The organism is Paraburkholderia sp. 40, from assembly GCF_050434105.1.
Classification (GTDB): domain Bacteria; phylum Pseudomonadota; class Gammaproteobacteria; order Burkholderiales; family Burkholderiaceae; genus Paraburkholderia; species Paraburkholderia tuberum.
The window spans coordinates 3438202-3457955 of record NZ_JBNPVY010000004.1 but is presented as its reverse complement, the minus strand read 5'-3'; the positions used below and the strand labels follow the sequence as shown (position 1 = coordinate 3457955).

Here is a 19754-nt window from a genome sequence, read left to right as displayed (position 1 = left end):
CGCGCGTCAGGGTGCCTTGAGCTGCGCCTCGAGCACTTCGAACGTGCCGGGGATCACCGTCGCGCGCGGATGAGAATTGGCAGCCGTGGCCGGGTCGGCCGCGCCGAACTTCGACGACACCAGATAGATCCGGTGCTGCTGTTCATCGAGCGCCATCGTTTTCGCGCCTTCCAGCGTTGGCATGTTCTGCGCGACCGTGTAATGGTCCGCATCGTCTTCATGCACGATCGTCAGCGTGCCGTCCGCGCCGTTCGAACTGAACGCGAGCTTCAAGGCCGGATCGAAAGCCGCCGCGTCGGGGTGACCCCCTATCAGCACCTCGGCCACGCGACGGCCCGACGTCGCATCGACGATCATCATGCGGTGATTGGCGCAAACCGAAAACAGGCGCTCGCTCGCCGGATCGATCGCGAGTCCGGTCGGCGACTCGCACCGTGCGAGCGGCCAATGCGCCAGCACCGTCGCGGACCGACCGTCCATCTCGACGATCTCGGCGCGATCTTCCACGTTGACGAACACGTGCCCGTGGCTGTCCGCCGCGAGCGCCTCCGGCTTGCCGCCGACGCTCATCGTGGCGACCACCTTGCGCGTCGCGACGTCGATTGCGCTGACGCTGCCGTCGTGGCCATTGCTCACGAAGATGCGCCGCAAGGCCGGCACGTAGAGGATGCCGTCCGGGTCGGGGCCCGCGGCCTTGATGCTGTCGACGACCTTGAGTGTGTCGAGATCGACGACGCTCACCGTATTGGCGCGGCCGTTGGTGACGAAGCCGAGCTTGAGGTCCTCCACGAACGCGAAGCCGTGCACGCCGTCGGTGTTGGCGATCTCGCCCACCCGTTTGCCGGTGCGCGTATCGATCACCTGCACGTGCGTGTCGCGGCTGATGAAGAGGTGCTGGCGAACAGCGTCGTACGCCACGTAATCCCAACGCTCGCCGCCTTCGAGGCCATAGCGTTTCGTGATTTCGAATTGATTGGCGTTGGCGCCCGTCGCCGCATGGACGTTCGACAGCGCGAGCAGGGAAGCGAGGCCGCCGGCGATCAAGGCGGACAGGATATTTTTCAGTTTCACGTTGAGTAGATTCATATTAGTACTGCGTATAGATTGGGAAGAGGAACGCCATTCCGGTGGGCGGATGACGTCCCTCGTGCGGTTGGGCGTTAGCGGATCATCATTCGTGGTCGTCGAGTTTGAAGTCGACCCACAATTGCTCCGAGAGCGTTTTGCCCACGAATGCGGACTCGGGTTTCGGGTAAGCGCCGTCGCGCACGGCTGCGAGCGCTGCGCGGTCCAGCAGTCCGATACCGCTCGACACCACGACGCTGAGGTCGGACACGACGCCGTCGCGATACCGGAACGCGACGCGTGTGCGGCCCGTCATGCCAGCCATGCGGGCCGACTCGGGATAGCGCAGCGCGGCCTGAATCGCCGCGCGCAGCGCACCCTCGAAGCTTGGCGTAGGCGCGGCTGCAACCGGCGCCGCAGCGGGTGCGGGCGGTTGCCGCGCGGGCTGAGCTGGCGGTTGCGGCGCGGGCGCGGATGGCGGCTCGGTCGGTGTCGCCGCGGGCTGCACCGGCACCGGAGTCGGCAGGCGCTTCGGCACCGCGGCCGTCACGGGCTTCGCGGGCGAGTGCGCAGCATGGCGCACGGGTACGACCGGCCGCGCGGGAGGCGGCACGGGCTTCGCAGGCGGCCGCGGCGGTTGCGGCGCGGGAGCCGGTGCCGCCAGCGTCAGCAGCGTTGGCGGCGCTTCATGCGACACGGAAGACACCCGGGTCGTATGCGTGAGCAGCGCAATCGTCGCGCCGAGCACCAGCGCTTCCGCGACGAGCGCGATGGCGGCGGCCGGCAATAGGCGCGTTCGTTCCTGCACGATCCCGGAGGCGGGTACGGTTGCCATATCAGTTCGCCACGGGCTGCGCGGCGAGCGCGATTTGCGATACGCCCGCGGCGCGGCACGCGTCCATCACCGAGACGAGGTGCTGGATCTGCGCCTGCTTCGAGCCGGCAATCGTCACGACCGTATGCGCGACGTCCGTGCGGGCGGCGAGCAGGGTGGTCAATTGCGCAAGGCTCAGCGTGCGGCCGTCGACCGACAGACTGCCGTCGGTCGCGAGCGTTACCGTGACCTGCGGCGGCGGCAGCGCTTGCGCCGTGGCGCTCGACGGCAGCTGCGAGCGCAGCCCCGCGTTCGGGATCATGTGCAGCGTGATCATGATGAAGAACACCAGTAGAAAGAACATGATGTCGATCATCGGGATGATCTCGATGCGCGCCTTTCGCGCCTCGAAATACTTCATCGTCAGACTCCCTGCGAAGCGAATTTGCCGACCACCGGGCGCGGCACTTCATGCACCGGCTTGACCGACTCATGCGTTCTGGCCGCAAGCCGGTTCACGAGCGCCGCCTTCAGGGTTTCGAGCTGATGGACGACGCCTCTTACGCGGTTGTGCAGACCGTTGAAGAACACGAGGCCGATCATCGCGACGAACAGACCCGACGCCGTAGCGATGAGTGCCTCGGCCACGCCGCCCGTGACCTGGGTCGGTGCGTTGCCCGGATTCGACAGCACCTGGAACGCGTTGAACATACCGACGATCGTGCCGAACAGACCGAGCAACGGCGCGAGCGTGACGATCGTGTCGAGCACCCACAGGAAGCGGTCGATGTTCGGTGCTTCGCGCATGATCGCTTCGTCGAGACACGCATCGAGCTCATCGCGCGACGTCTGACCGGCAAGCCGGCCGGCGACCTTCAGCAGGCTCGCCATCGGCAGCGCCTGAAACTGTTCGGCGCATGCCGTCAGCGAGGCGGCGTTCAGTTGTTCGAGGCGGTCGACCTGGTCGAGCACCGCGCGGCTGCCGCTCGATGCGCGCTGCAGGAACCACGAGCGCTCGATGATGATCGTCAGGGCAACGAACAGCATGGCGGCAATCACATACAACACGCCTCCGGAATTGTTCGCGAGGTGCAGCAGGTTATCGACAGTCATGAAAGAAGCTCCGTTCAGAAATCGGTGGACAGCGTCGCGACGAACGCGCGGCCCGGGATGGTCCAGTAAAGCGGTGTGTTGTCCGCGGCGGTGTAGCCGGCCAGCGCATTGATGCTGGTGCGGTTGAAAAGGTTGTCGATCTGGAAACCGAGGCGCGTGTTATGCGTCCACGGTGCGAGTCGGGCAAAAGTGTACGAGCTGGCGAAGTTGGTGATCGCATAGCCGCCGATCGGCTGGGTGTTGCCGGTATCGCCATACTGATGGCCGACGAACTTCATCAGCAACGAACCGTTGAGCGGCCCGCGTTCGTAGAGCACGCCGGCGGCGGCCGTCGATTGCGGCGCGTTGGGCATCCACGTATTGGTGCTCTTCTGTTTGGCCGAATTGAAGGTCAGATTGCCGTACAGGCTGAAGCCGTCGCCGACCGACAAGGTCGCTTCGGTTTCGACGCCCTTGTAGGTCGCACCACCCGCATTCGAGAAGATCACGTTGTTGCCGACCGTGCGGCTCGTTACCGCGTTGCGGAAGTTGATGTAGTACAGATCGGCGGCGACGGTCAGACGCCCCGTTTTGTACGTCGTGCCGATCTGGTAGTTGTCGGTCTGTTCCGGATCGGGTTGTCCCGAGACGGTCGGATCGTTGACATAGAACACGTTCAGGTTCGGCGCGAGAAAGCCCTGCGCGTACTGCGCATACGCGCTCCATTGCGGGGTGATCTGCTGGTGCAGCGTCAACGACGGCAGCACCTTGTCCCACGTGTGGCTGAAATCGAGCGGCTCACCGGTCTTCTGGTTCATCGGCGTATCGATGCTGCGGTTGAACGACACGTACTTGAGTCCCGGCGTGATCGTCAAACCGTTCTGCAGTTGCCAGGCGTATTGCAGATACGGCTGAAACGTCAGCATCGTGTCGTTCATCGTGAAGTTTTGCGAGATGAACGCGAAGTTCAGCGACGAATCGACATTGAAGTTGTCGCGGAAGTTGGACTGGTGCGCGATCCACATGCCGGTCTGCAGCTTGCCGGGACCGAGTTGGCGCTCGAGCGCGAGGACGTCGCCGAACGCGCGGTAGTTGTTGTTCATCTCCTGGCCGGGCACGTTGTTCGGCCCGAAGATCGTGCCGTTCGGCGTTTCACCGTTCGGGTCGAGCCCGTTGAAGCCGTTGTGGTAGTAGCCGTACGTATAGAGCTTGTTGTCGATCACCCACTCGGCGACCTTGGTCTTCACGCCGATGTATTCGAAGTCCGTATTGATCTTGTCGAAGTTGTAGCCGGCATAGGCCTGGCTCGTCGGATCGGCGCTAAGACCGAAGTTGGGACCGAACTGCTGGATCTGCGCGGCCGTCGCGCCGAGCGGCACGTTCTGGTGGATGTTGTTGTAAGTCGCGAACAGCGTGAGCAGCGTGTTGTCGCCGATCGGCTTGTCGAGCTTGAAGTAGACGTTCTGACGGCGCTGGTCCGCGTTGGTCAGATAACCGTCGCTGCTGCTCTGCGCATAGCCGACCATCGCGCGCGCATCGCCCCATTGCTGCAGATAGCCGGTATTGAACTCGGCGCCGGCCTGCCATGTGTCGAAGCTGCCGTACGAGCCGAGCACCGAGAATGCCGGCGATGCCGACGGATCCCTCGACTGCAGGCTGATCGTTCCGCCGAAGGTGGCGAAGCCGATCTGCGAAGCGTCGCCGGGACCGCGGTCGACGACGATATTGCCGAGCACCCGGTTCGAGAAAAACGACGTCGAATGATGGGTGAAGTCGTTGGTATCGCCAAACGGGATGCCGTCGAATGTCACGTTGTACTGACCGTCCTGAAAGCCGCGAATGGACAGGCTCTGCGATTCCATCAGGCCGGAGCCGTTCGGGGAAACATTCGACACGCTTGGCGCGATCTGCACGATCTCGCTGTAGTTCGCGGTCGGAGCGGTACTGTTTTCGATGTAACGCCGGCTGATCACCGACTGCGGTTGGGTTGCGGTGAGCGAGCCTTGCGAAGGCGCCTGCGCCGGTGCCGACTGCGCGTTGGTGCTGGTGGCCGTGCCGCTGTTCGATGACGAGACGGCCGTGCTTTGCACGGAGCCGAGATCGCCCGAGGTCTGGGCATGCGAGATCTGTGCGCCGGCCGCGCACAGTGTGGCAAGAACGAATTGCGTCAGCGGCTTCTTTCTAAGGGGAAAACTAACCCGTTGCATGTTGCTGCATCCTTTCGCGAGTGGGGCGATGAACTGGGAGTCGAACGAGGCGGGATGCTATCAACCGTCCGTTAATGCGAAGTGATCGGTATCTTACGAATCTAAAGTTGCTATTACGGATGCCCCACAACAGCGCGATCCTCACTGACGCTACGCGACGCGCTCAGGTTTGTAAGTTTGTGGACACCGCGCATTCATACGTGCGCACTAGCATCGGCAGCACTGTTCAGGCGGTGAATCACGCCTTTTTTCCTGGCGGCGATAGCGCCGTGCCACTTCGCTGCAATCTCTCTTCATTTCTCGCACACGATGAAACGCTTTACCTACTTGCCGCTCGCGGCTTCCCTACTCGTCGCTGCAAGCGCGGCGAGTTACGCCGCACCGTCCGCGGAGGCGAGCTATCTCGACGCTCGTCAAATTCCGCTTGGCGTGCTGCTCGCGCCACCTGCCGCCGATGGTTCCGAGCGTCAGCAAGCCGATCTCGATGCCGTGCTGAACGCGCAGCGCAGCCGCACGCCGGAGCAGGTGGCGCGCGCGAAGGCGGACGCCACCAAGTCCGTGTTCCGTTTCGCGGATGTGCTCGGACCGGACTTCAAAGAAGCCGGTCTGCCGAAAACCACTGCGCTGTTCGAAGCCGTCGATCACGATGCCGAGCGGGTCGCAAAAGGCGGCAAGCATGTCTTTAGCCGCGCGCGGCCCTTCATCGCGAGCCGCGACGTGCAACCGATCGTGCCGAAGCGGCCCGGCGACGACTACAACTCGTACCCGAGCGGTCATGCGACCTTCGGCTATCTGTGCGCGATCCTGCTCGCGCAGATGGTCCCCGAGAAGCGCGATGCGCTATTCGCGCGTGGGCGCGAATTCGGCATGAACCGCGTCGTCGACGGCGTCCACTATCCGAGCGATGTCGAAGCGGGTCGCATCGACGGAACGCTCGTCGCGGCGGCGCTGATGGCCAATCCGGATTTTCAGCGCGACTTTGCCGATGCGAAGGCGGAAGTGCGCGCGGCACTGAAGCTCGACTAGTTGCACGTGTGAACGGTTTTCGGCTCCGCGCGGGACGCGTCATGAGGCAGCAACATGGCCATGTCATACTCCGCGCCCGCATAGGCGGCCCCCGCTATTGACGTCGCCGTTCATGCGGCGACGCACGACCACAGGAAACGACGTCCTCTTGGAAAGCAGAGCAGCGATCAACTACCCCGCGGGGCGCAGACCCCGCATTCTCGTCGTCGAAGATGACGAGCGTGTGAGGCTCGAAGTCTCCACCGCGCTCGAGGACTACGAATTCGCCGTGGAAAGCGTGCCGAGCGGCCATGCCGGCCTGCTGCGCGCGCTCAACGGCGATTTCGACGCAGTCGTGCTCGACCGGATGCTGCCCGACGTGGATGGTCTGTCGATCCTCTCCACGTTGCGCAACGTCGGCAAAGAGACCCCGGTGCTGATACTGAGCGCGCTTTCGGCGGTCGACGAACGCGTACGCGGCCTGCGCGCCGGCGGCGATGATTACCTGACCAAACCATTCGACAGTCTCGAGTTGACCGCGCGCCTCAATGCGCTGCTGCGCCGCCGCTCTTCTTCTGAGCAACCGCTGGTGCTGAGCGTCGGCGATCTCGTGCTCGATATGGGCACGCATCAGGTCCGGCGCGCGGGCGAGTCGATCGAGTTGAAGCCCCGCGAGTACCAGTTGCTCAAATACCTGATGCTGCATACGGAGCAGCCGGTGACGCGCGCGATGCTGTTCGAGTCAGTCTGGAATTACCACTTCAATGTGCAGACCAACGTGATCGATATGCACATCGGTCAGCTGCGCCGCAAGATCAGTATGAACGGACGGTTTTCGCTCATGATCCACACGGTTCGAAATGTCGGCTATGTCCTCCGTGCCAGCGAATAGGCGCTGGCCGCGGCTGCCGGCCAACAACGTCACCTGGCCGCTGATGGTGTTCGTCAGTTGCGCGGTCGTGCTGTTCGCCATGCTCTACTGGATGATGCACACGTATCTGCTGCACGAGGTCGATGAACGGCTGCGAGGAGAAGTGGCCGAGTTCAGTTCGATCGGCCGCGCCGAGGCGATTGCCGATATCGCGGCGCTCAGCCGGCGCGACGTCGCGAGCAGCCGACCCTATGGTGTGTTCGATGAGGACGGCCGCTGGCTCGCCGGCAATATCCATGCGTTGCCGACCGAGCGCGAACGCCGGCCGTTCTACTACACGCAGTCGATGGACGACGGACCGCCGTCGCTGGACAGTCATTTCCGCGGCATCATCGTGCCGACGCGTAACGGTTTGCGGATCGTCGTCGGCCACTCGATCGACGAGATCATTTATTTCGACCATACGCTCGTGAAGATCCTGTGCCTCGGGCTCACGCTGACGATTCTGCTCGCCGTGGGCTGCGGCGCCGCGCTGCACGCGCTGTCGAACCGGCGCATCCGCTCGATGAGTCTGACGGCGCGCGAGATCATGGCGGGCCAACTGAACCGGCGTCTGCCGAGTCGCGGCACGCATCACGATCTCGATCGTCTCGCGGAAATCGTCAACCTGATGCTCGATGAAATCGAGCGGCTCGTGGCCGAAGTCCGCTGCGTGTGCGCGGGCATCGCGCACGATCTGCGCACGCCGATGACGCATCTGCGCGCGGGCCTCGAACGCGCGCGGCGGCGCTCGCATACCGTCGACGACTACACGAGCGCCGTCGACACCGCGATCGCGCAGTCGGACGTCATGCTGAACCGTTTCACCGCGCTATTGAGGATCGCGGAGGTCGAAGCGGATGTCAGACGCGCGAGCTTCTGCGACGTGTCGCTGGACACCATCCTGCGCGACGTCGCGGAGTTGTACGAGCCGGTCGCGGAAAGCCGTCGTTTGTCGGTCGCGGTGCTTGCGTCCGAACCAGTTTTCGCGCGCGGCGACGTGGATCTGCTGTTCGGCGCTATCGAGAATCTGCTCGATAACGCGCTGAAGTTCACGCCCGGTGGCGGCGCGGTGACGCTGCAAGCAACGCTCGAAGCGGGAAGGCCCGTCGTGCAGGTCGCGGATACTGGACCCGGTATCGAAGCAGGTGAGCGCGACGCAGTCTTGCGTCCGTTCTATCGCAGCAGGAACGGGCAGGAGGCGGCGACTTCGGGGCATGGCGTCGGCTTGAGTCTCGTGGCCGCGATCGCGCGGGTGCACGAGGCCGTCGTGGAGATTCACGACAACACGCCAGGCTGCAGGATCGCGTTGCGGTTCAATGCGGGACTGCCGGCGCGTTGAGGCGAGACGGCGATTGCTCGCGGCGGATTTTACGTTGGAGCATGCAAGAAAAAACGACCGGCCGGATGGCAGGTCGTTTCTTTGAATCTACTAACCCGCTCAGGACTTCGGCACGAGGGCGACGCCGCGCAGCGCCTGGCCATACGGCGCGGTCTGCATCACGGTGAAGCCCTGCGTCGAGGTCACCGTCGAACCGCTGATGCTGACCGTGATCTTGACGAGTTGGTTCGAGTCGGCACCTGCATCGAACACGGTGCCGAGGCTGTTGCCGATCGTCGAGGTCACCGCGTAGATCGTGAACGAACCGTCGCTGTTGACCTGGCCCGTGATGTTGCGCAAGCCGTCAGGCGTCGTCGTATAGCTCGCGCCCTTCGTACCGTACGCGCCGGTCGTGTCCGTCACCGTGTAGGCCGTGCCGAGGTTCAGGCCGGTCGTCAGGTTGGAGAGCGGCTTCCACGTGCCGTTCTGGTTCTGATAGACCCACAGGCCGCCGCTGCCGCTCACCTGGTCGCCCGGCGTGCCGTCGCCTTCGTCGGCGACGAACATGATCGACGGATTCGACGCGGGGATCCACATGCCGAACGGATAGACCGTGCCGGTCACCTGGCTAGGCGACGTGAGCGCCGTCAGGTTGGTCGCGAGGGCCGTCGTGAAGCCCGGCACGATCGCCATCGCGGCGTTTTGCGGCAACTTGCCGCCGTTGGCGAGCGCAGCGGTCGCGCCGACCTGGTACACGGTGTTCACGCCGTTGCCGCCGCTGCCCTTGGAGACATACATCGTGCCGTCCGGGCCGACGAAGAGGCCGCGCAGGTTGACGTCCTTGCCGGTTTTGTCGGCGGCGGTCGCGGGGGTCGTTGGCAGGCTCGCGATCGAGAAGCCGAACTGGTCGCCGGTCGAGCTGCCGCCGCCCGTGATCGAACCCATCGATGCCAGCGAGCACGCCGTTCCCGCCGGTGCGACCGCGTACGTGCCGGTGCCCGTGCCGGACTGGAATGCCGCCGATCACTTGCGTGAACGCGCATTGGCTGCCCGGAGCGATGCTTTGCACGCCGGTGTTCATCGTCAGCATGTCGAGCTGGGCCGTCGTCGGCTTCGGATTCTTGCCCGAATTGCCGGCATTGCCGACGATGTAGTACATGCCGTTGGCGAGCACGGCCGCGCGGCTGTTGTTGCCGGCGTACGCGTTGGTGTTCGTGAACGACAGGCTGTTATCGGCGAAATTCAGCTGCGCGACGGTACGGTAGGTCGGCGTTGCGACGTCGGTATTCGTCGTGTCGACCACGCCCGGCGTGTTCGAGTTCGAGATATCGGCCTGGTCGATCGACGTGTTGTAGCCGGTGAAGGTTAGCGATTTCTGATCCAGCGACACGTTCAGCGCGAGCTCCGACTTCGAGGCGAAGCTGGTGGCGAAATTCACGTTGCTTTTCGCGGCCTGCGCGGTGATGTCCAGCGTTTGCGACGGGCTCGTCGCGTTCGGTGCCCACTGATCCAGATACGCTTCCGACGTCACGCCGAAGTTGGCGTCGTTCGCGTCGTTGGTGAACACATTCGGAAAGGTGCCCGGCGTGACTGCGGTCACGGGGGCTGCATTGGTGGTCGTGGGCGTCGCGTTATAAGGCAGTGTGCCGCTCAGAGCGAACGCCGGGTCATAGGCTGTGCGCGAGACCAGCAGGTTGCCAGCCGTGTAGTTGCTGGCGGAAGTCGAGGGCGTCGTCGTCGTGGCCGGGGTGCTGCTCGTGGTGCCTTGCGGCGCCGTTGTGCTCGTGTTTTGGGTGCCGCCGCCGCAGCCGTAGATGGCGGAGATCAGAACCGCGATCGGAAGCGCCTTCAGGGTGGTTTGCATTCTGTGTGTTTGAGTAGGGTGGGTGAAATTTTTTGAAAGTTGCAGCCGGTATTGCAAGTCGCGAGGCTACAAACCACCCGTGGCACAAACATGAATCGAAAATTACTAAAAAGATAAGAATGCGCTGGCGCGTTGGCGCGATTTCGTTGGGGGATGCATGGTTTTTTGGGGCGGCGTTGGAGGGCGGAGGGCAGTGCCTGAACGGAAGGCTACGTTGAGGCGGACGGGAAGAGGCGGCTCGTTTGCCGCGCGTACCTGTTTGCACACGCGGGCAAAGGAAAAAGAAAAGGGCTGACATGCTTTCGCATGTCAGCCCTCGAATCTTTTGGTAGGCCGTACGGGATTCGAACCTGTGACCAACGGATTAAAAGTCCGCTGCTCTACCAGCTGAGCTAACGACCCAAAAGAGAAGCGAAATTATATCGGCGCACCAATGCCCTGTCAACTCTGCAAGACCGTCGCCCAAAATGAAAAGCCCGGGCATCACTACCCGGGCTTTCCAGCGAGAGGCGCGCGTGGCTATCACTTCGGACACTGCGCGTTACTGCCAACTACATCAAAACGTGATCAATCCAACACCACGATCTACTTGATCTGCGACAGCTTGTTCTGCGCCGACTGCGCGACGTCCGAGCCGGCGTATTGCGCGACGATCTGCTCGAGCGTCTTTTTCGCCGCGGCCTTCTGGCCTTGTTCGAGCTGATTGTTCGCGATCGCGAGCAGCGCTTCCGGTGCACGCGGATGCTGCGGATAGTTCTTCACGACACCTTGCCAGACAGTCGTCGAACCCTTGTAGTCGCGCAGTGCATACAGCGCGTTGCCGAGCCAGTATTGCGCGGTCGGCTGATAGGGGCTGTTCGGATATTTGGAGATGAAGCTGCGGAACGATGCCGCCGCGTTCTTGAAGTCGCCGCTGCGGAATTGCTGTGAAGCCGCGTTGAACGCATCGGTTTCACCCGGCTGCACCTCGCCCTGGACGCCGTCCACCGTCTGTTGCTGCGGCTCGAATTTCTTCAGGCGCGTGTCGAGATCGGTGTAGTAGTCCTTCTGCTGCTTTTGCAGCGTCGTGAGCTGGTTTGCCATGTCCTCGTTCTGTCCGCGCAGCGTCGCGACCTGCTGGTTGAGCTGGTCGAGACGGTTGGACTGATCGAGGATCGTGCGTTGCGCCGCCGATAGCTGGCTCGACAGACTATCGGTCTTCGAGCGCAGATCGAGAATGGCCTGGCGGGCCTGATCGTCGTCGAACATGCCCGCATGGGCGGGCACGGCCGTGAGGGCCGTGCCTGCGACGCAGGCCGCTGCGGCAAACCGCAGCCAGGAGAAACGATGCGTCATTCGGCTCATCACCCGTTGACTTACTGTTGATACGCGAGGTCGGCGCGGCGGTTCTGTGCCCACGACGCTTCGTCATGACCCGTTGCCAGCGGCTTTTCCTTGCCGAGGCTCACGGCCTCCATTTGCGAATCCGACACGCCCATCAGCGACAGCGAACGACGCACGGCTTCAGCACGCTTCTGGCCGAGTGCGAGGTTGTATTCGCTGGTGCCGCGCTCGTCGGTGTTGCCCTGGATCAGCACGTGACGCTGCGGGTGGCTCTTCAGATATTGCGCGTGTTGTTGCAGCAGCGGTTGATAGTCATCCTTCACCGAGTAGCTGTCGAAGTCGAAGTAGATGCTGCGCTTCGCGAGCGGGCTGTTCGGATCGTTCAGCGGGTCGACGTTGACCGTCGCGACGTCGTTCGGATTCGGTTGGGCCGAGCCTGCGCCCTTGTTGGCGTTTTCGTCGAGCTTGACGCCCGAGTGACATGCGGCCAGTGCACCGACCATCACGACGGCGAATGCGAAACGAAGTTTGGACATCATTTGATTACTCTCCTTGTGTTATTGCATCAACGTTATTGCATAAACGGGCCCCAGGACGGCTCGCGTACGCTGCCCCCCTGAACGGACAGGACCTGCCGAGTGCGACCGTCGGTCGATACTGCGGCCAACACGCCACGGCCGTTCACCTGAGTGGCGTAAAGAATGTACTGACCGTTCGCCGCGAAGCTCGGCGATTCGTCATGTGTCGTGTCCGTCAGGCCCGTGGCGGATCCGCCTTGCAGGTCCTGGATGTACAGCTTGAATGCACCGCCGACGCGCGAGATGTAGGCAAGCTCCTTGCCGTCAGGACTCACACGCGGGCTGGTGTTGTAGCTGCCCGTAAACGTGACGCGTTGCGCGCCGCCCGCGCTTTCACCTTGCGCCGGCATCTTGTAGATCTGCGGTGCGCCGCCGCGGTCGCTCGTGAAATAGATCCATTGACCGTCAGGAGAGTAGGTCGGCTCAGTGTCGATCGAGCTGCCTTGCGTCAGACGACGCAGACCGCTGCCGTCCGCGTTGACCGCGAAAATCTGCGTATTGCCGGTACGCGACAGCGCGACGGCGAGCGTGCGGCCATCCGGCGACCACGCCGGCGCACTGTTGTTGCCCTTCTGGTCCGATACGACGATGCGCCGGCCCGTGGGCAGGTCGTGGATATAGACGATCGGCTTCTTCTTCTCGAACGACACGTAAGCGACCTTGGTGCCGTCGGGCGACCAGGCCGGCGAGATGATCGGCTCGGGGCTCGACAGCGCGATGTGCGCGTCCTGACCGTCCGAATCCGAGATCTGCAGCTGATAGCGGTTGCCCGACTTGATCACATACGACAGGCGCGTGGCGAACACGCCGCGATTGCCCATCAGCTTGGCGTAAATGTAGTCCGCGACCTTGTGCGCGCTCATGCGCAGACCGCTTTCCGGGCTCACCAGCACGAGGCCGCCGAGGCTTTCGCCCTTGACCGTGTCGTACAGCTTGAAGCGCACTTCGTACTGGCCGTTCGGCAGGCGGTTCACGCTGCCCGCGACGAACGCGTTGGCGCCCTTCGCCTTCCATGCGCCGAGGTCGACGGAATCGGTCTCGGACACCGGCGTCGAGCCTGCGTCGATATTCGTGAATTTGCCGCTGCGTTGCAGATCCTGACGCACGATCGTGCTGACCTGCTGCGGGGAGTTCGCTTCATTGGCGAAATTCGCCGTTGCGATCGGAAACTGAGTGGATCCGACGCCCGTCACGAGGACGTTGAGTTGTGCGTTGGCGGCGCCGCCGACGGCGATCAGGCACGTTGCCACGAGTGTTCGCAGGCCTAGCTTGGTCATCAAACTCATGCTGTATGGGTTCCTCAAAACGGTTTTACTTAATACTCGAAGACAGCAGACAGACCGGAAAACGGCTATTTCGTTCCCGCGCAACGCCGCGCCGGGTGGGGCGCGGCGTTGGCCGCTGGTCGGCTGTCAGCCTGCGCATCAAGCCGCCGGACGCAGCGTGATAGTGAAGTAGTCCGGCGTCTTGCCATTGACGTCCCGAGGCATCGGATCGGAGGCTTTCACCGCCCGCAACGCGGCGGCGTCCCACCCGGCGTTGCCGCTGCTGTGGGTAATGTTTGCGCTCAGCTGATTGCCGTCCGGCGAACAACGCACGGCGATCACGGTCTCGAGACCTTCCGTTTCGCCGCCCCAGTTCACATGCTGAAGCACCAGCCGTCGTACCTTGTCCGCGTAACCCGGCGATGCCGCCGTGCCGCCCGAGCCGCTACCCGTTCCGCTCTTGCCCAGTCCGTTGCTGCTCGAACTGCTGCCGCCCACGCCGCCAGCCAGACCCTGCATCTGCGCAAGCCGCGCGCGACGTTCGTTGTCGAGCTGCTTTTTCGCCTGCGCGGCCGCATCGGCTTGCGCCTTGGCCTTCGCCGCTTTCTCCGCCTCAGCCTTCTTCTGCGCTTCTGCCTGAGCCTGCTTTTGCTGCTGCTCCTGCTGTTCTCTCAGTTGCTGTTGCTTCTGCTGCTCGGCGAGCTGCTGTTGCTTGAGCTTCTCGGCCTGCTGCTGTTGCTGCTGTTGCGCCTGCTGCTGCTTGAGCTTCGCGGCCTTCTGCGCCGCGAGCTGGGCCGCCTGTTCGGCCGCCAGCTGTTGCTGACGCTTCGCTTCCGCTTCCTGCTGCTCTTTCAGCTTCAGCTGGCGCTGCTGTTCGGCCAGTTGGGCCGCGCGAGCCGCTTCCTGCTGCTGGCGCTTCTTTTCCTGCAGCGCGATGTCGGCCTGTTCGTCGCGCACGGGCGGAGCAGGGGCGACAGGCGTGGGCGGCGGCGTGACGACGGGACGCGGAATCGCTGAATCCGGCACCTCTGTCCACAGTTCCGCTTGCTCGCCCTCGGGCGTGCTGTTCTGCCATTGGATGCCGTGATAGAGGAAGAATCCGAGCAGCGCATGCATCACCAGCGCGAACAGAAAAGCTCGCCCGGTGCCGCGTTCACGCGGCGGCTGAAGCGGGTATTCGGAGTTCTTGCGGATCATTGCGATTTGACGAGCAATCCGACGCGCTTGACGCCCCGAGCCTTCAGCTCGGACATCACGTTCATCACGACTTCGTATTTCACGGTTTTGTCGGCGGCGATCACGACGGGCTGATCGGGGTGCGATTGTGCCCGATCGGCGATGAAACCGTTGAGGCCAGCCTTCGTCATGTCTTCCTGCTGCTGCGCGCCGGAGTCGTCCTTGTACTTGACGCTCATATTGCCGTCCGCGCGGATGTTGACGATGACGGGCGGCGTCTGCTGTTGGGGCGCCGCGCCGCCGACGGTCGGCAGATTGACGATCGACGGCGCGACGAGCGGCGCCGTGACCATGAAGATCACTAGCAGCACGAGCATCACGTCGATGTACGGCACGACGTTGATGTCGGCCATTGCGCGACGCGAGCGCGAGCCGCGCATGCTGGAGGAACGGGAGCCTGCCATCATGGCCTCCTCAGTGTGCCTGGCGCTGCAGGATGTTCGAGAACTCTTCGATGAAGGTTTCGAAACGGATCGCCAGACGATCGATGTCGTGCGCGTAGCGGTTGTAGGCGACCACGGCCGGAATTGCGGCGAACAGGCCGATCGCGGTGGCGGTCAGGGCCTCGGCGATGCCCGGCGCGACGTTCGCGAGCGTGGCCTGCTGCACGTTGGCGAGGCCGCGGAACGCATTCATGATCCCCCACACCGTGCCGAACAGACCGATATACGGGCTGACCGAACCGACCGACGCGAGGAACGCCAGATTCGCTTCGAGCACGTCCATTTCGCGTTGGAACGCCGCGCGCATCGCGCGCCGGGCGCCGTCGAGAATCGCGCCCGAATCGTTCAGGCGCTTCTCTTTGCCCTTCAGGAATTCCCGCATGCCGGACTCGAAAATCCGCTCGAGAGCGCCGATCCTGTGACGGTTGTTCGCGGCGCTCTGATACAGCGCCTGTAGGTCGCCGCCCGACCAGAAATCACGCTCGAAGCGTTCAGTTTGCGCGCGCGCCCGGCGAATCGCAAACCACTTGCGGAAGATGAAAGTCCAGGAGAGTAGCGACAGCAACAGCAGCAGAGCCATGACGGCCTGGGCCAGCAGGCTCGCGTTGAGTACGAGTGAAACGATCGACAGATCTTGTGTAGTGTTCATAAAGGTTCGTTTTAACGTCCCGGGAAGGGGGCGTCCGGCTGCAAGGCCGCTTCAAGCTTGCCGTGGGCAAAACGGAAGCTTCGGCGATATCGAAGCCGAACCATGCTTTGTATTACCTGACCGGTGTGAGTTCACTGGCCCCGTAACAACGAGGCTCAGGGATCGTCCGTTGACATGCCGCCGTCGTTCAGTCAGCGCTCTCGCTAGTGCCCGGCCCGTGCCGCAGCGCGGCGAGAACCGACGGCGGGATCGCGGCTGGCCGCAGCGTCGCGCGGTCCACACAGCCAATCCGGACCGAACCGGCCGCAAGCAGCGTGCCTTCGCGCCATGCTTCCTGCACGAAGTCTACCGAAGCTCGGCCAAGACGCTCGATCCGGCTGATAATTTTCACGATGTCGTCGAGTCGGGCCGGAGCCCGGTAATCGACCGCGGTACTGCGCACGATGAAAATCGCGTCGTTTTCTTCCGCAAGCCGGTGCTGGTCGACGCCGCACGCGCGCAGCCATTCGGTGCGAGCGCGTTCGAAAAACTTCAGGTAATTGGCGTAAAACACGATGCCGCCGGCGTCGGTATCTTCGTAGTACACGCGGATGGGCCACGTATAGCCGATTTCCGTGCCTGGCTGGCTGGTCGACATATTCATGCGGCGCATTCTACCGGAACGCACAACCCGGGGTCTGTTTCGAAGTGTGAGTTGCTTGTGGCGGGCGTCGGCGGCGATAGGAGCTGGCTTTGCCGGCCGGGCCGGGACTGGCGGAGCGGGCTATCGACGTGCCGCAGGAAAAGCCAGCACGATGATGGGCGGTGGCGCGACCAGTGGTAGCGGCGGCCGCCGTCGCCCGCCTTCAAACTCAGCCGCGATGCACGGACAGACCGGCGAACGACTGCGCGACCGGCATCAGCTCGATCGTGTTGATGTTGACGTGGGCTGGGCGCGTGGCGATCCAGTAGATGGAATCGGCGATGTCTTCGGCCGTCAGCGGCTGCACGTTTTCGTACACCTTGGCGGCCTTGTCGTCGTCGCCGCGATAACGCACGTTCGAGAATTCGGTGCCGCCGCACAGTCCCGGTTCGATGTCGGTCACGCGCAGCGCCGTGCCGGCGAGGTCGGCGCGCAGGTTCAGGCTGAACTGGCGCACGAACGCCTTGGTCGCGCCGTACACGTTGCCGCCCGCGTACGGCCAGCGGCCCGCCACCGAACCCAGATTGAAGATATGCCCGCGGTTGCGCTCGACCATGCCGGGCAACAGCGCATGCGTGACCTGCGCGAGGCCCGTGCAATTGGTCTCGATCATGGTGTTCCATTCATCGAGACTTGCCTTGTGAGCCGGCTCGGTGCCGAGCGCGAGGCCGGCGTTGTTGACGAGCACGTCGATCGCGGCGAAGTCCGCCGGCAGCGAGGCGGGCACGGCTTCGACGGCGGCGCGATCGCGCACGTCGAGCTCGTACGGCAGCAGCGCGTCGCCGAGCTCGTCGGCGAGTGCTTGCAGACGGTCCTTGCGGCGTGCAGTGGCGACGACACGATGGCCGCCCTTGACGAACGAGCGGGCGATGGCGGCGCCGAATCCGGCCGACGCTCCTGTGACAAACACGATCATTGCAGTTCCCTGGTCGGTAAGAGACAAAGGCCCAAAGCCTACTTCCAATGGCACGCTGCGGCAAGGATGCACGAGCCGGATCGGCGGCCGCCGCGGCGGCGCGCAACGGGTGCGCGGTGCGACCGGCGCGCTTTCCTCAGATGGTTGCGCAGCGGGGCCGCCAAACCGTCCGGAGGCCCCGCCAGCGGCCGCCGGAGCGCCCGCAAGTCGGTTGCCTATTCGGGCCTCTTCCAATACACTAACGCGCTCGACCCTGCGTGACTGGCGATAGAACCGAGTCGTCCGACTCAGCCGATTCAACCAATCGGGTTCAAGGTGGAACAACCCACCGTGAAGCGCAGGGTGCCGTTTTGCCGTTCGCCTGGGCAGCCGTGAACCGCGCGCGTTGATCTGCGCTGACGGTGGCTGGCCCGCCTCGCGTGTGCGGCGACTCTCCACTCGCCGCGTCAGGGCAAGCCTCGCCGCCCAAAGCGCTGCGTACCCCGCTGTGTACCCTCTACGCAGGATTCGGCGCACGATCCGGTCAACCTGAAAACACTCAACGGAACCCGTATGTTTGACAGAGCCCAAAGCACCATCGCCAACGTCGATCCTGAACTCTGGAAGGTCATCGAGCAGGAAAACCGCCGTCAGGAAGAGCACATCGAACTGATCGCGTCGGAAAACTACACGAGCCCGGCCGTGATGGCCGCGCAAGGCTCGCAACTCACGAACAAGTACGCCGAAGGGTATCCGGGCAAGCGCTATTACGGCGGCTGTGAATACGTCGACGTTGCCGAGCAGCTGGCGATCGACCGCGTGAAGCAGCTGTTCGGCGCCGAAGCCGCGAACGTGCAGCCGAACTCGGGCTCGCAGGCGAACCAGGGCGTGTTCTTCGCGATGCTCAAGCCGGGCGACACGATCATGGGCATGAGCCTCGCGCACGGCGGCCACCTCACGCACGGCTCGCCGGTCAACATGTCGGGCAAGTGGTTCAACGTGGTCAGCTACGGCTTGAACGAAGCCGAAGACATCGACTACGACGCCGCCGAGAAGCTCGCGCAAGAACACAAGCCGAAGCTGATCGTAGCGGGCGCGTCCGCGTTCGCGCTGCGCATTGATTTCGAACGCATGTCGAAGATCGCGAAGTCGGTCGGCGCGTACTTCATGGTCGACATGGCGCACTACGCCGGTCTCGTCGCCGCGGGCGTTTATCCGAATCCGGTGCCGCACGCCGATTTCGTCACCACCACTACGCACAAGAGCCTGCGCGGCCCGCGCGGCGGCGTGATCCTGATGAAGGCCGAGTTCGAGAAGGCGATCAACTCGGCGATTTTCCCGGGCATCCAGGGCGGTCCGTTGATGCACGTGATCGCCGCGAAGGCCGTCGCGTTCAAGGAAGCGCTTTCGCCGGAATTCAAGGCGTATCAGCAGCAGGTCGTCGAGAACGCGCGTGTGCTTGCTGAAACGCTGGTCAAGCGCGGTCTGCGCATCGTGTCGGGTCGCACCGAAAGCCACGTGATGCTGGTCGACCTGCGCGCGAAGAAGATCACCGGCAAGGCTGCGGAAGCGGCACTCGGCGCGGCACACATCACGGTCAACAAGAACGCGATCCCGAACGATCCGGAAAAGCCGTTCGTGACCTCGGGTATCCGCCTCGGTTCTCCGGCCATGACCACGCGCGGCTTCGGCGTGAAGGAAGCCGAGCAGGTCGGCAACCTGATCGCCGACGTGCTGGACAACCCGGAAGATGCCGCGACGATCGAGCGCGTGAAGGTTCAGGTCGCCGATCTGACCAGGCGCTTTCCGGTTTACGGCTAAACCATGCATTGCCCCTTCTGCCGCCATGCCGATACGCAAGTCGTCGACTCGCGCGTATCCGAAGACGGCGCGACGATCCGCCGGCGCCGCCGCTGCCCGGCCTGCGACAAGCGTTTCACGACGTATGAGCGGGTCGAGCTGGCGTTGCCGTCGGTCGTCAAGAAGGACGGCACGCGCACGGAATTCGATCGCCGCAAGATTGTCGCGAGCATGCAACTGGCGCTGCGCAAGCGCCCGGTTGCGGTGGACGCGATCGAAGCGGCTGTCGCCCGTATCGAGTATCAGCTGCTCGGCAGCGGCGAGCGCGAGGTGCGTAGCGAGCGCCTCGGCGAACTCGTGATGAACGAGTTGCGCGCGCTCGACACGATCGCTTACGTCCGTTTTGCTTCCGTGTACCGGCGCTTCGAAGACGTCTCCGAATTCGAGGACGTGATCGAGGAATTCCGCCGCGCCTCTTCCCCGCCCAAGCCTTCCCGCAAGCGCTGAGCGCACGCGTGTCGCAGCTGAGCTGCGGTCATTCGCATTCATCGCCTCGCGCATTTCGCGCTTTTTTTCCCGCATCGCTTCTCCCGCCTCCGTGATCG

General features: G+C 63.6%; 20 protein-coding genes, 1 tRNA gene and 1 riboswitch. Of the genes, 5 read left to right on the top strand and 16 right to left on the bottom strand.

What is annotated here, in order from left to right:
• Positions 1-6: 6 nt before the first annotated feature.
• The 5 genes from OKW28_RS38015 to OKW28_RS37995 form a co-directional block, all read right to left on the bottom strand.
• Complete coding sequence (locus tag OKW28_RS38015) at positions 7-1086, bottom strand: hypothetical protein (protein ID WP_429453071.1); 1080 nt, start codon at positions 1084-1086, stop codon at positions 7-9.
• 85 nt (positions 1087-1171) lie between these two features.
• Positions 1172-1900 carry a TonB family protein gene (locus OKW28_RS38010; protein ID WP_429453069.1) on the bottom strand — a complete coding sequence of 243 codons (729 nt, stop codon included), beginning with the start codon at positions 1898-1900 and terminating at the stop codon, positions 1172-1174.
• Between the two features lies 1 nt (position 1901).
• Entirely contained in the window at positions 1902-2300 is a 399-nt protein-coding gene (locus tag OKW28_RS38005) for an ExbD/TolR family protein (protein WP_090803146.1), read from the bottom strand.
• Positions 2301-2302: 2 nt separating this feature from the next.
• Complete coding sequence (locus tag OKW28_RS38000; RefSeq protein ID WP_187611102.1) at positions 2303-2992, bottom strand: MotA/TolQ/ExbB proton channel family protein; 690 nt, start codon at positions 2990-2992, stop codon at positions 2303-2305.
• A gap of 14 nt (positions 2993-3006) precedes the next feature.
• Positions 3007-5178, bottom strand: a complete 2172-nt coding sequence (locus OKW28_RS37995; RefSeq protein WP_429453067.1) for a TonB-dependent receptor — start codon at positions 5176-5178, stop codon at positions 3007-3009.
• Between the two features lie 309 nt (positions 5179-5487).
• On the opposite strand from OKW28_RS37995, the gene OKW28_RS37990 reads away from it, so the two are divergent.
• From OKW28_RS37990 to OKW28_RS37980, 3 genes are all read left to right on the top strand, one after another.
• The gene (locus OKW28_RS37990) at positions 5488-6204 is read left to right on the top strand and encodes an acid phosphatase (protein ID WP_429453065.1); all 717 of its coding nucleotides are present in this window, start codon (positions 5488-5490) and stop codon (positions 6202-6204) included.
• Between the two features lie 148 nt (positions 6205-6352).
• The gene (locus OKW28_RS37985) at positions 6353-7075 is read left to right on the top strand and encodes a response regulator transcription factor (protein WP_429453063.1); all 723 of its coding nucleotides are present in this window, start codon (positions 6353-6355) and stop codon (positions 7073-7075) included.
• Positions 7053-8435, top strand: coding sequence for a sensor histidine kinase (locus OKW28_RS37980; protein WP_429453061.1), 1383 nt, complete (start codon positions 7053-7055; stop codon positions 8433-8435). Before OKW28_RS37985 ends, OKW28_RS37980 begins: the two co-directional genes overlap by 23 nt.
• A 99-nt stretch (positions 8436-8534) precedes the next feature.
• Here OKW28_RS37980 and OKW28_RS37975 read toward each other — a convergent pair whose 3' ends face one another.
• From OKW28_RS37975 to ydfG, 11 genes are all read right to left on the bottom strand, one after another.
• Positions 8535-9107 carry a hypothetical protein gene (locus OKW28_RS37975; RefSeq protein ID WP_429453059.1) on the bottom strand — a complete coding sequence of 191 codons (573 nt, stop codon included), beginning with the start codon at positions 9105-9107 and terminating at the stop codon, positions 8535-8537.
• Positions 9043-10278 carry a hypothetical protein gene (locus tag OKW28_RS37970; RefSeq protein WP_429453057.1) on the bottom strand — a complete coding sequence of 412 codons (1236 nt, stop codon included), beginning with the start codon at positions 10276-10278 and terminating at the stop codon, positions 9043-9045. Before OKW28_RS37970 ends, OKW28_RS37975 begins: the two co-directional genes overlap by 65 nt.
• Positions 10279-10604: 326 nt before the next feature.
• Positions 10605-10680, bottom strand: a tRNA-Lys gene (locus OKW28_RS37965).
• 183 nt (positions 10681-10863) lie between these two features.
• Positions 10864-11613, bottom strand: coding sequence for a tol-pal system protein YbgF (ybgF, locus tag OKW28_RS37960; protein ID WP_184034372.1), 750 nt, complete (start codon positions 11611-11613; stop codon positions 10864-10866).
• A gap of 20 nt (positions 11614-11633) precedes the next feature.
• Positions 11634-12140: a peptidoglycan-associated lipoprotein Pal gene (gene pal, locus OKW28_RS37955; RefSeq protein WP_018419502.1), complete on the bottom strand. Its 507-nt coding sequence runs from the start codon at positions 12138-12140 to the stop codon at positions 11634-11636.
• A gap of 32 nt (positions 12141-12172) precedes the next feature.
• Entirely contained in the window at positions 12173-13465 is a 1293-nt protein-coding gene (gene tolB / locus OKW28_RS37950) for a Tol-Pal system beta propeller repeat protein TolB (protein WP_184034369.1), read from the bottom strand.
• 138 nt (positions 13466-13603) lie between these two features.
• Positions 13604-14641, bottom strand: a complete 1038-nt coding sequence (gene tolA, locus OKW28_RS37945) for a cell envelope integrity protein TolA (RefSeq protein WP_429453055.1) — start codon at positions 14639-14641, stop codon at positions 13604-13606.
• Positions 14638-15084, bottom strand: coding sequence for a protein TolR (tolR, locus tag OKW28_RS37940; RefSeq protein ID WP_090803169.1), 447 nt, complete (start codon positions 15082-15084; stop codon positions 14638-14640). Before tolR ends, tolA begins: the two co-directional genes overlap by 4 nt.
• A 10-nt stretch (positions 15085-15094) precedes the next feature.
• Positions 15095-15772 (bottom strand): protein TolQ, encoded by a 678-nt coding sequence (gene tolQ / locus OKW28_RS37935; RefSeq protein ID WP_090803171.1) that lies wholly within the window; start codon positions 15770-15772, stop codon positions 15095-15097.
• Positions 15773-15959: 187 nt separating this feature from the next.
• Complete coding sequence (gene ybgC / locus OKW28_RS37930; RefSeq protein WP_429453053.1) at positions 15960-16424, bottom strand: tol-pal system-associated acyl-CoA thioesterase; 465 nt, start codon at positions 16422-16424, stop codon at positions 15960-15962.
• Between the two features lie 199 nt (positions 16425-16623).
• A complete protein-coding gene (gene ydfG / locus OKW28_RS37925; protein ID WP_090803174.1) occupies positions 16624-17370 on the bottom strand; it encodes a bifunctional NADP-dependent 3-hydroxy acid dehydrogenase/3-hydroxypropionate dehydrogenase YdfG in 747 nt (248 codons plus the stop codon).
• Positions 17371-17617: 247 nt separating this feature from the next.
• Positions 17618-17744: riboswitch (ZMP/ZTP riboswitch) on the top strand.
• A gap of 178 nt (positions 17745-17922) precedes the next feature.
• Between ydfG and glyA the strand changes: the two genes are divergently transcribed.
• Together glyA and nrdR are read left to right on the top strand one after the other, a co-directional pair.
• Complete coding sequence (gene glyA, locus OKW28_RS37920) at positions 17923-19170, top strand: serine hydroxymethyltransferase (protein WP_429453051.1); 1248 nt, start codon at positions 17923-17925, stop codon at positions 19168-19170.
• Between the two features lie 3 nt (positions 19171-19173).
• A complete protein-coding gene (gene nrdR, locus OKW28_RS37915; protein WP_008919734.1) occupies positions 19174-19656 on the top strand; it encodes a transcriptional regulator NrdR in 483 nt (160 codons plus the stop codon).
• Positions 19657-19754 lie beyond the last annotated feature (98 nt).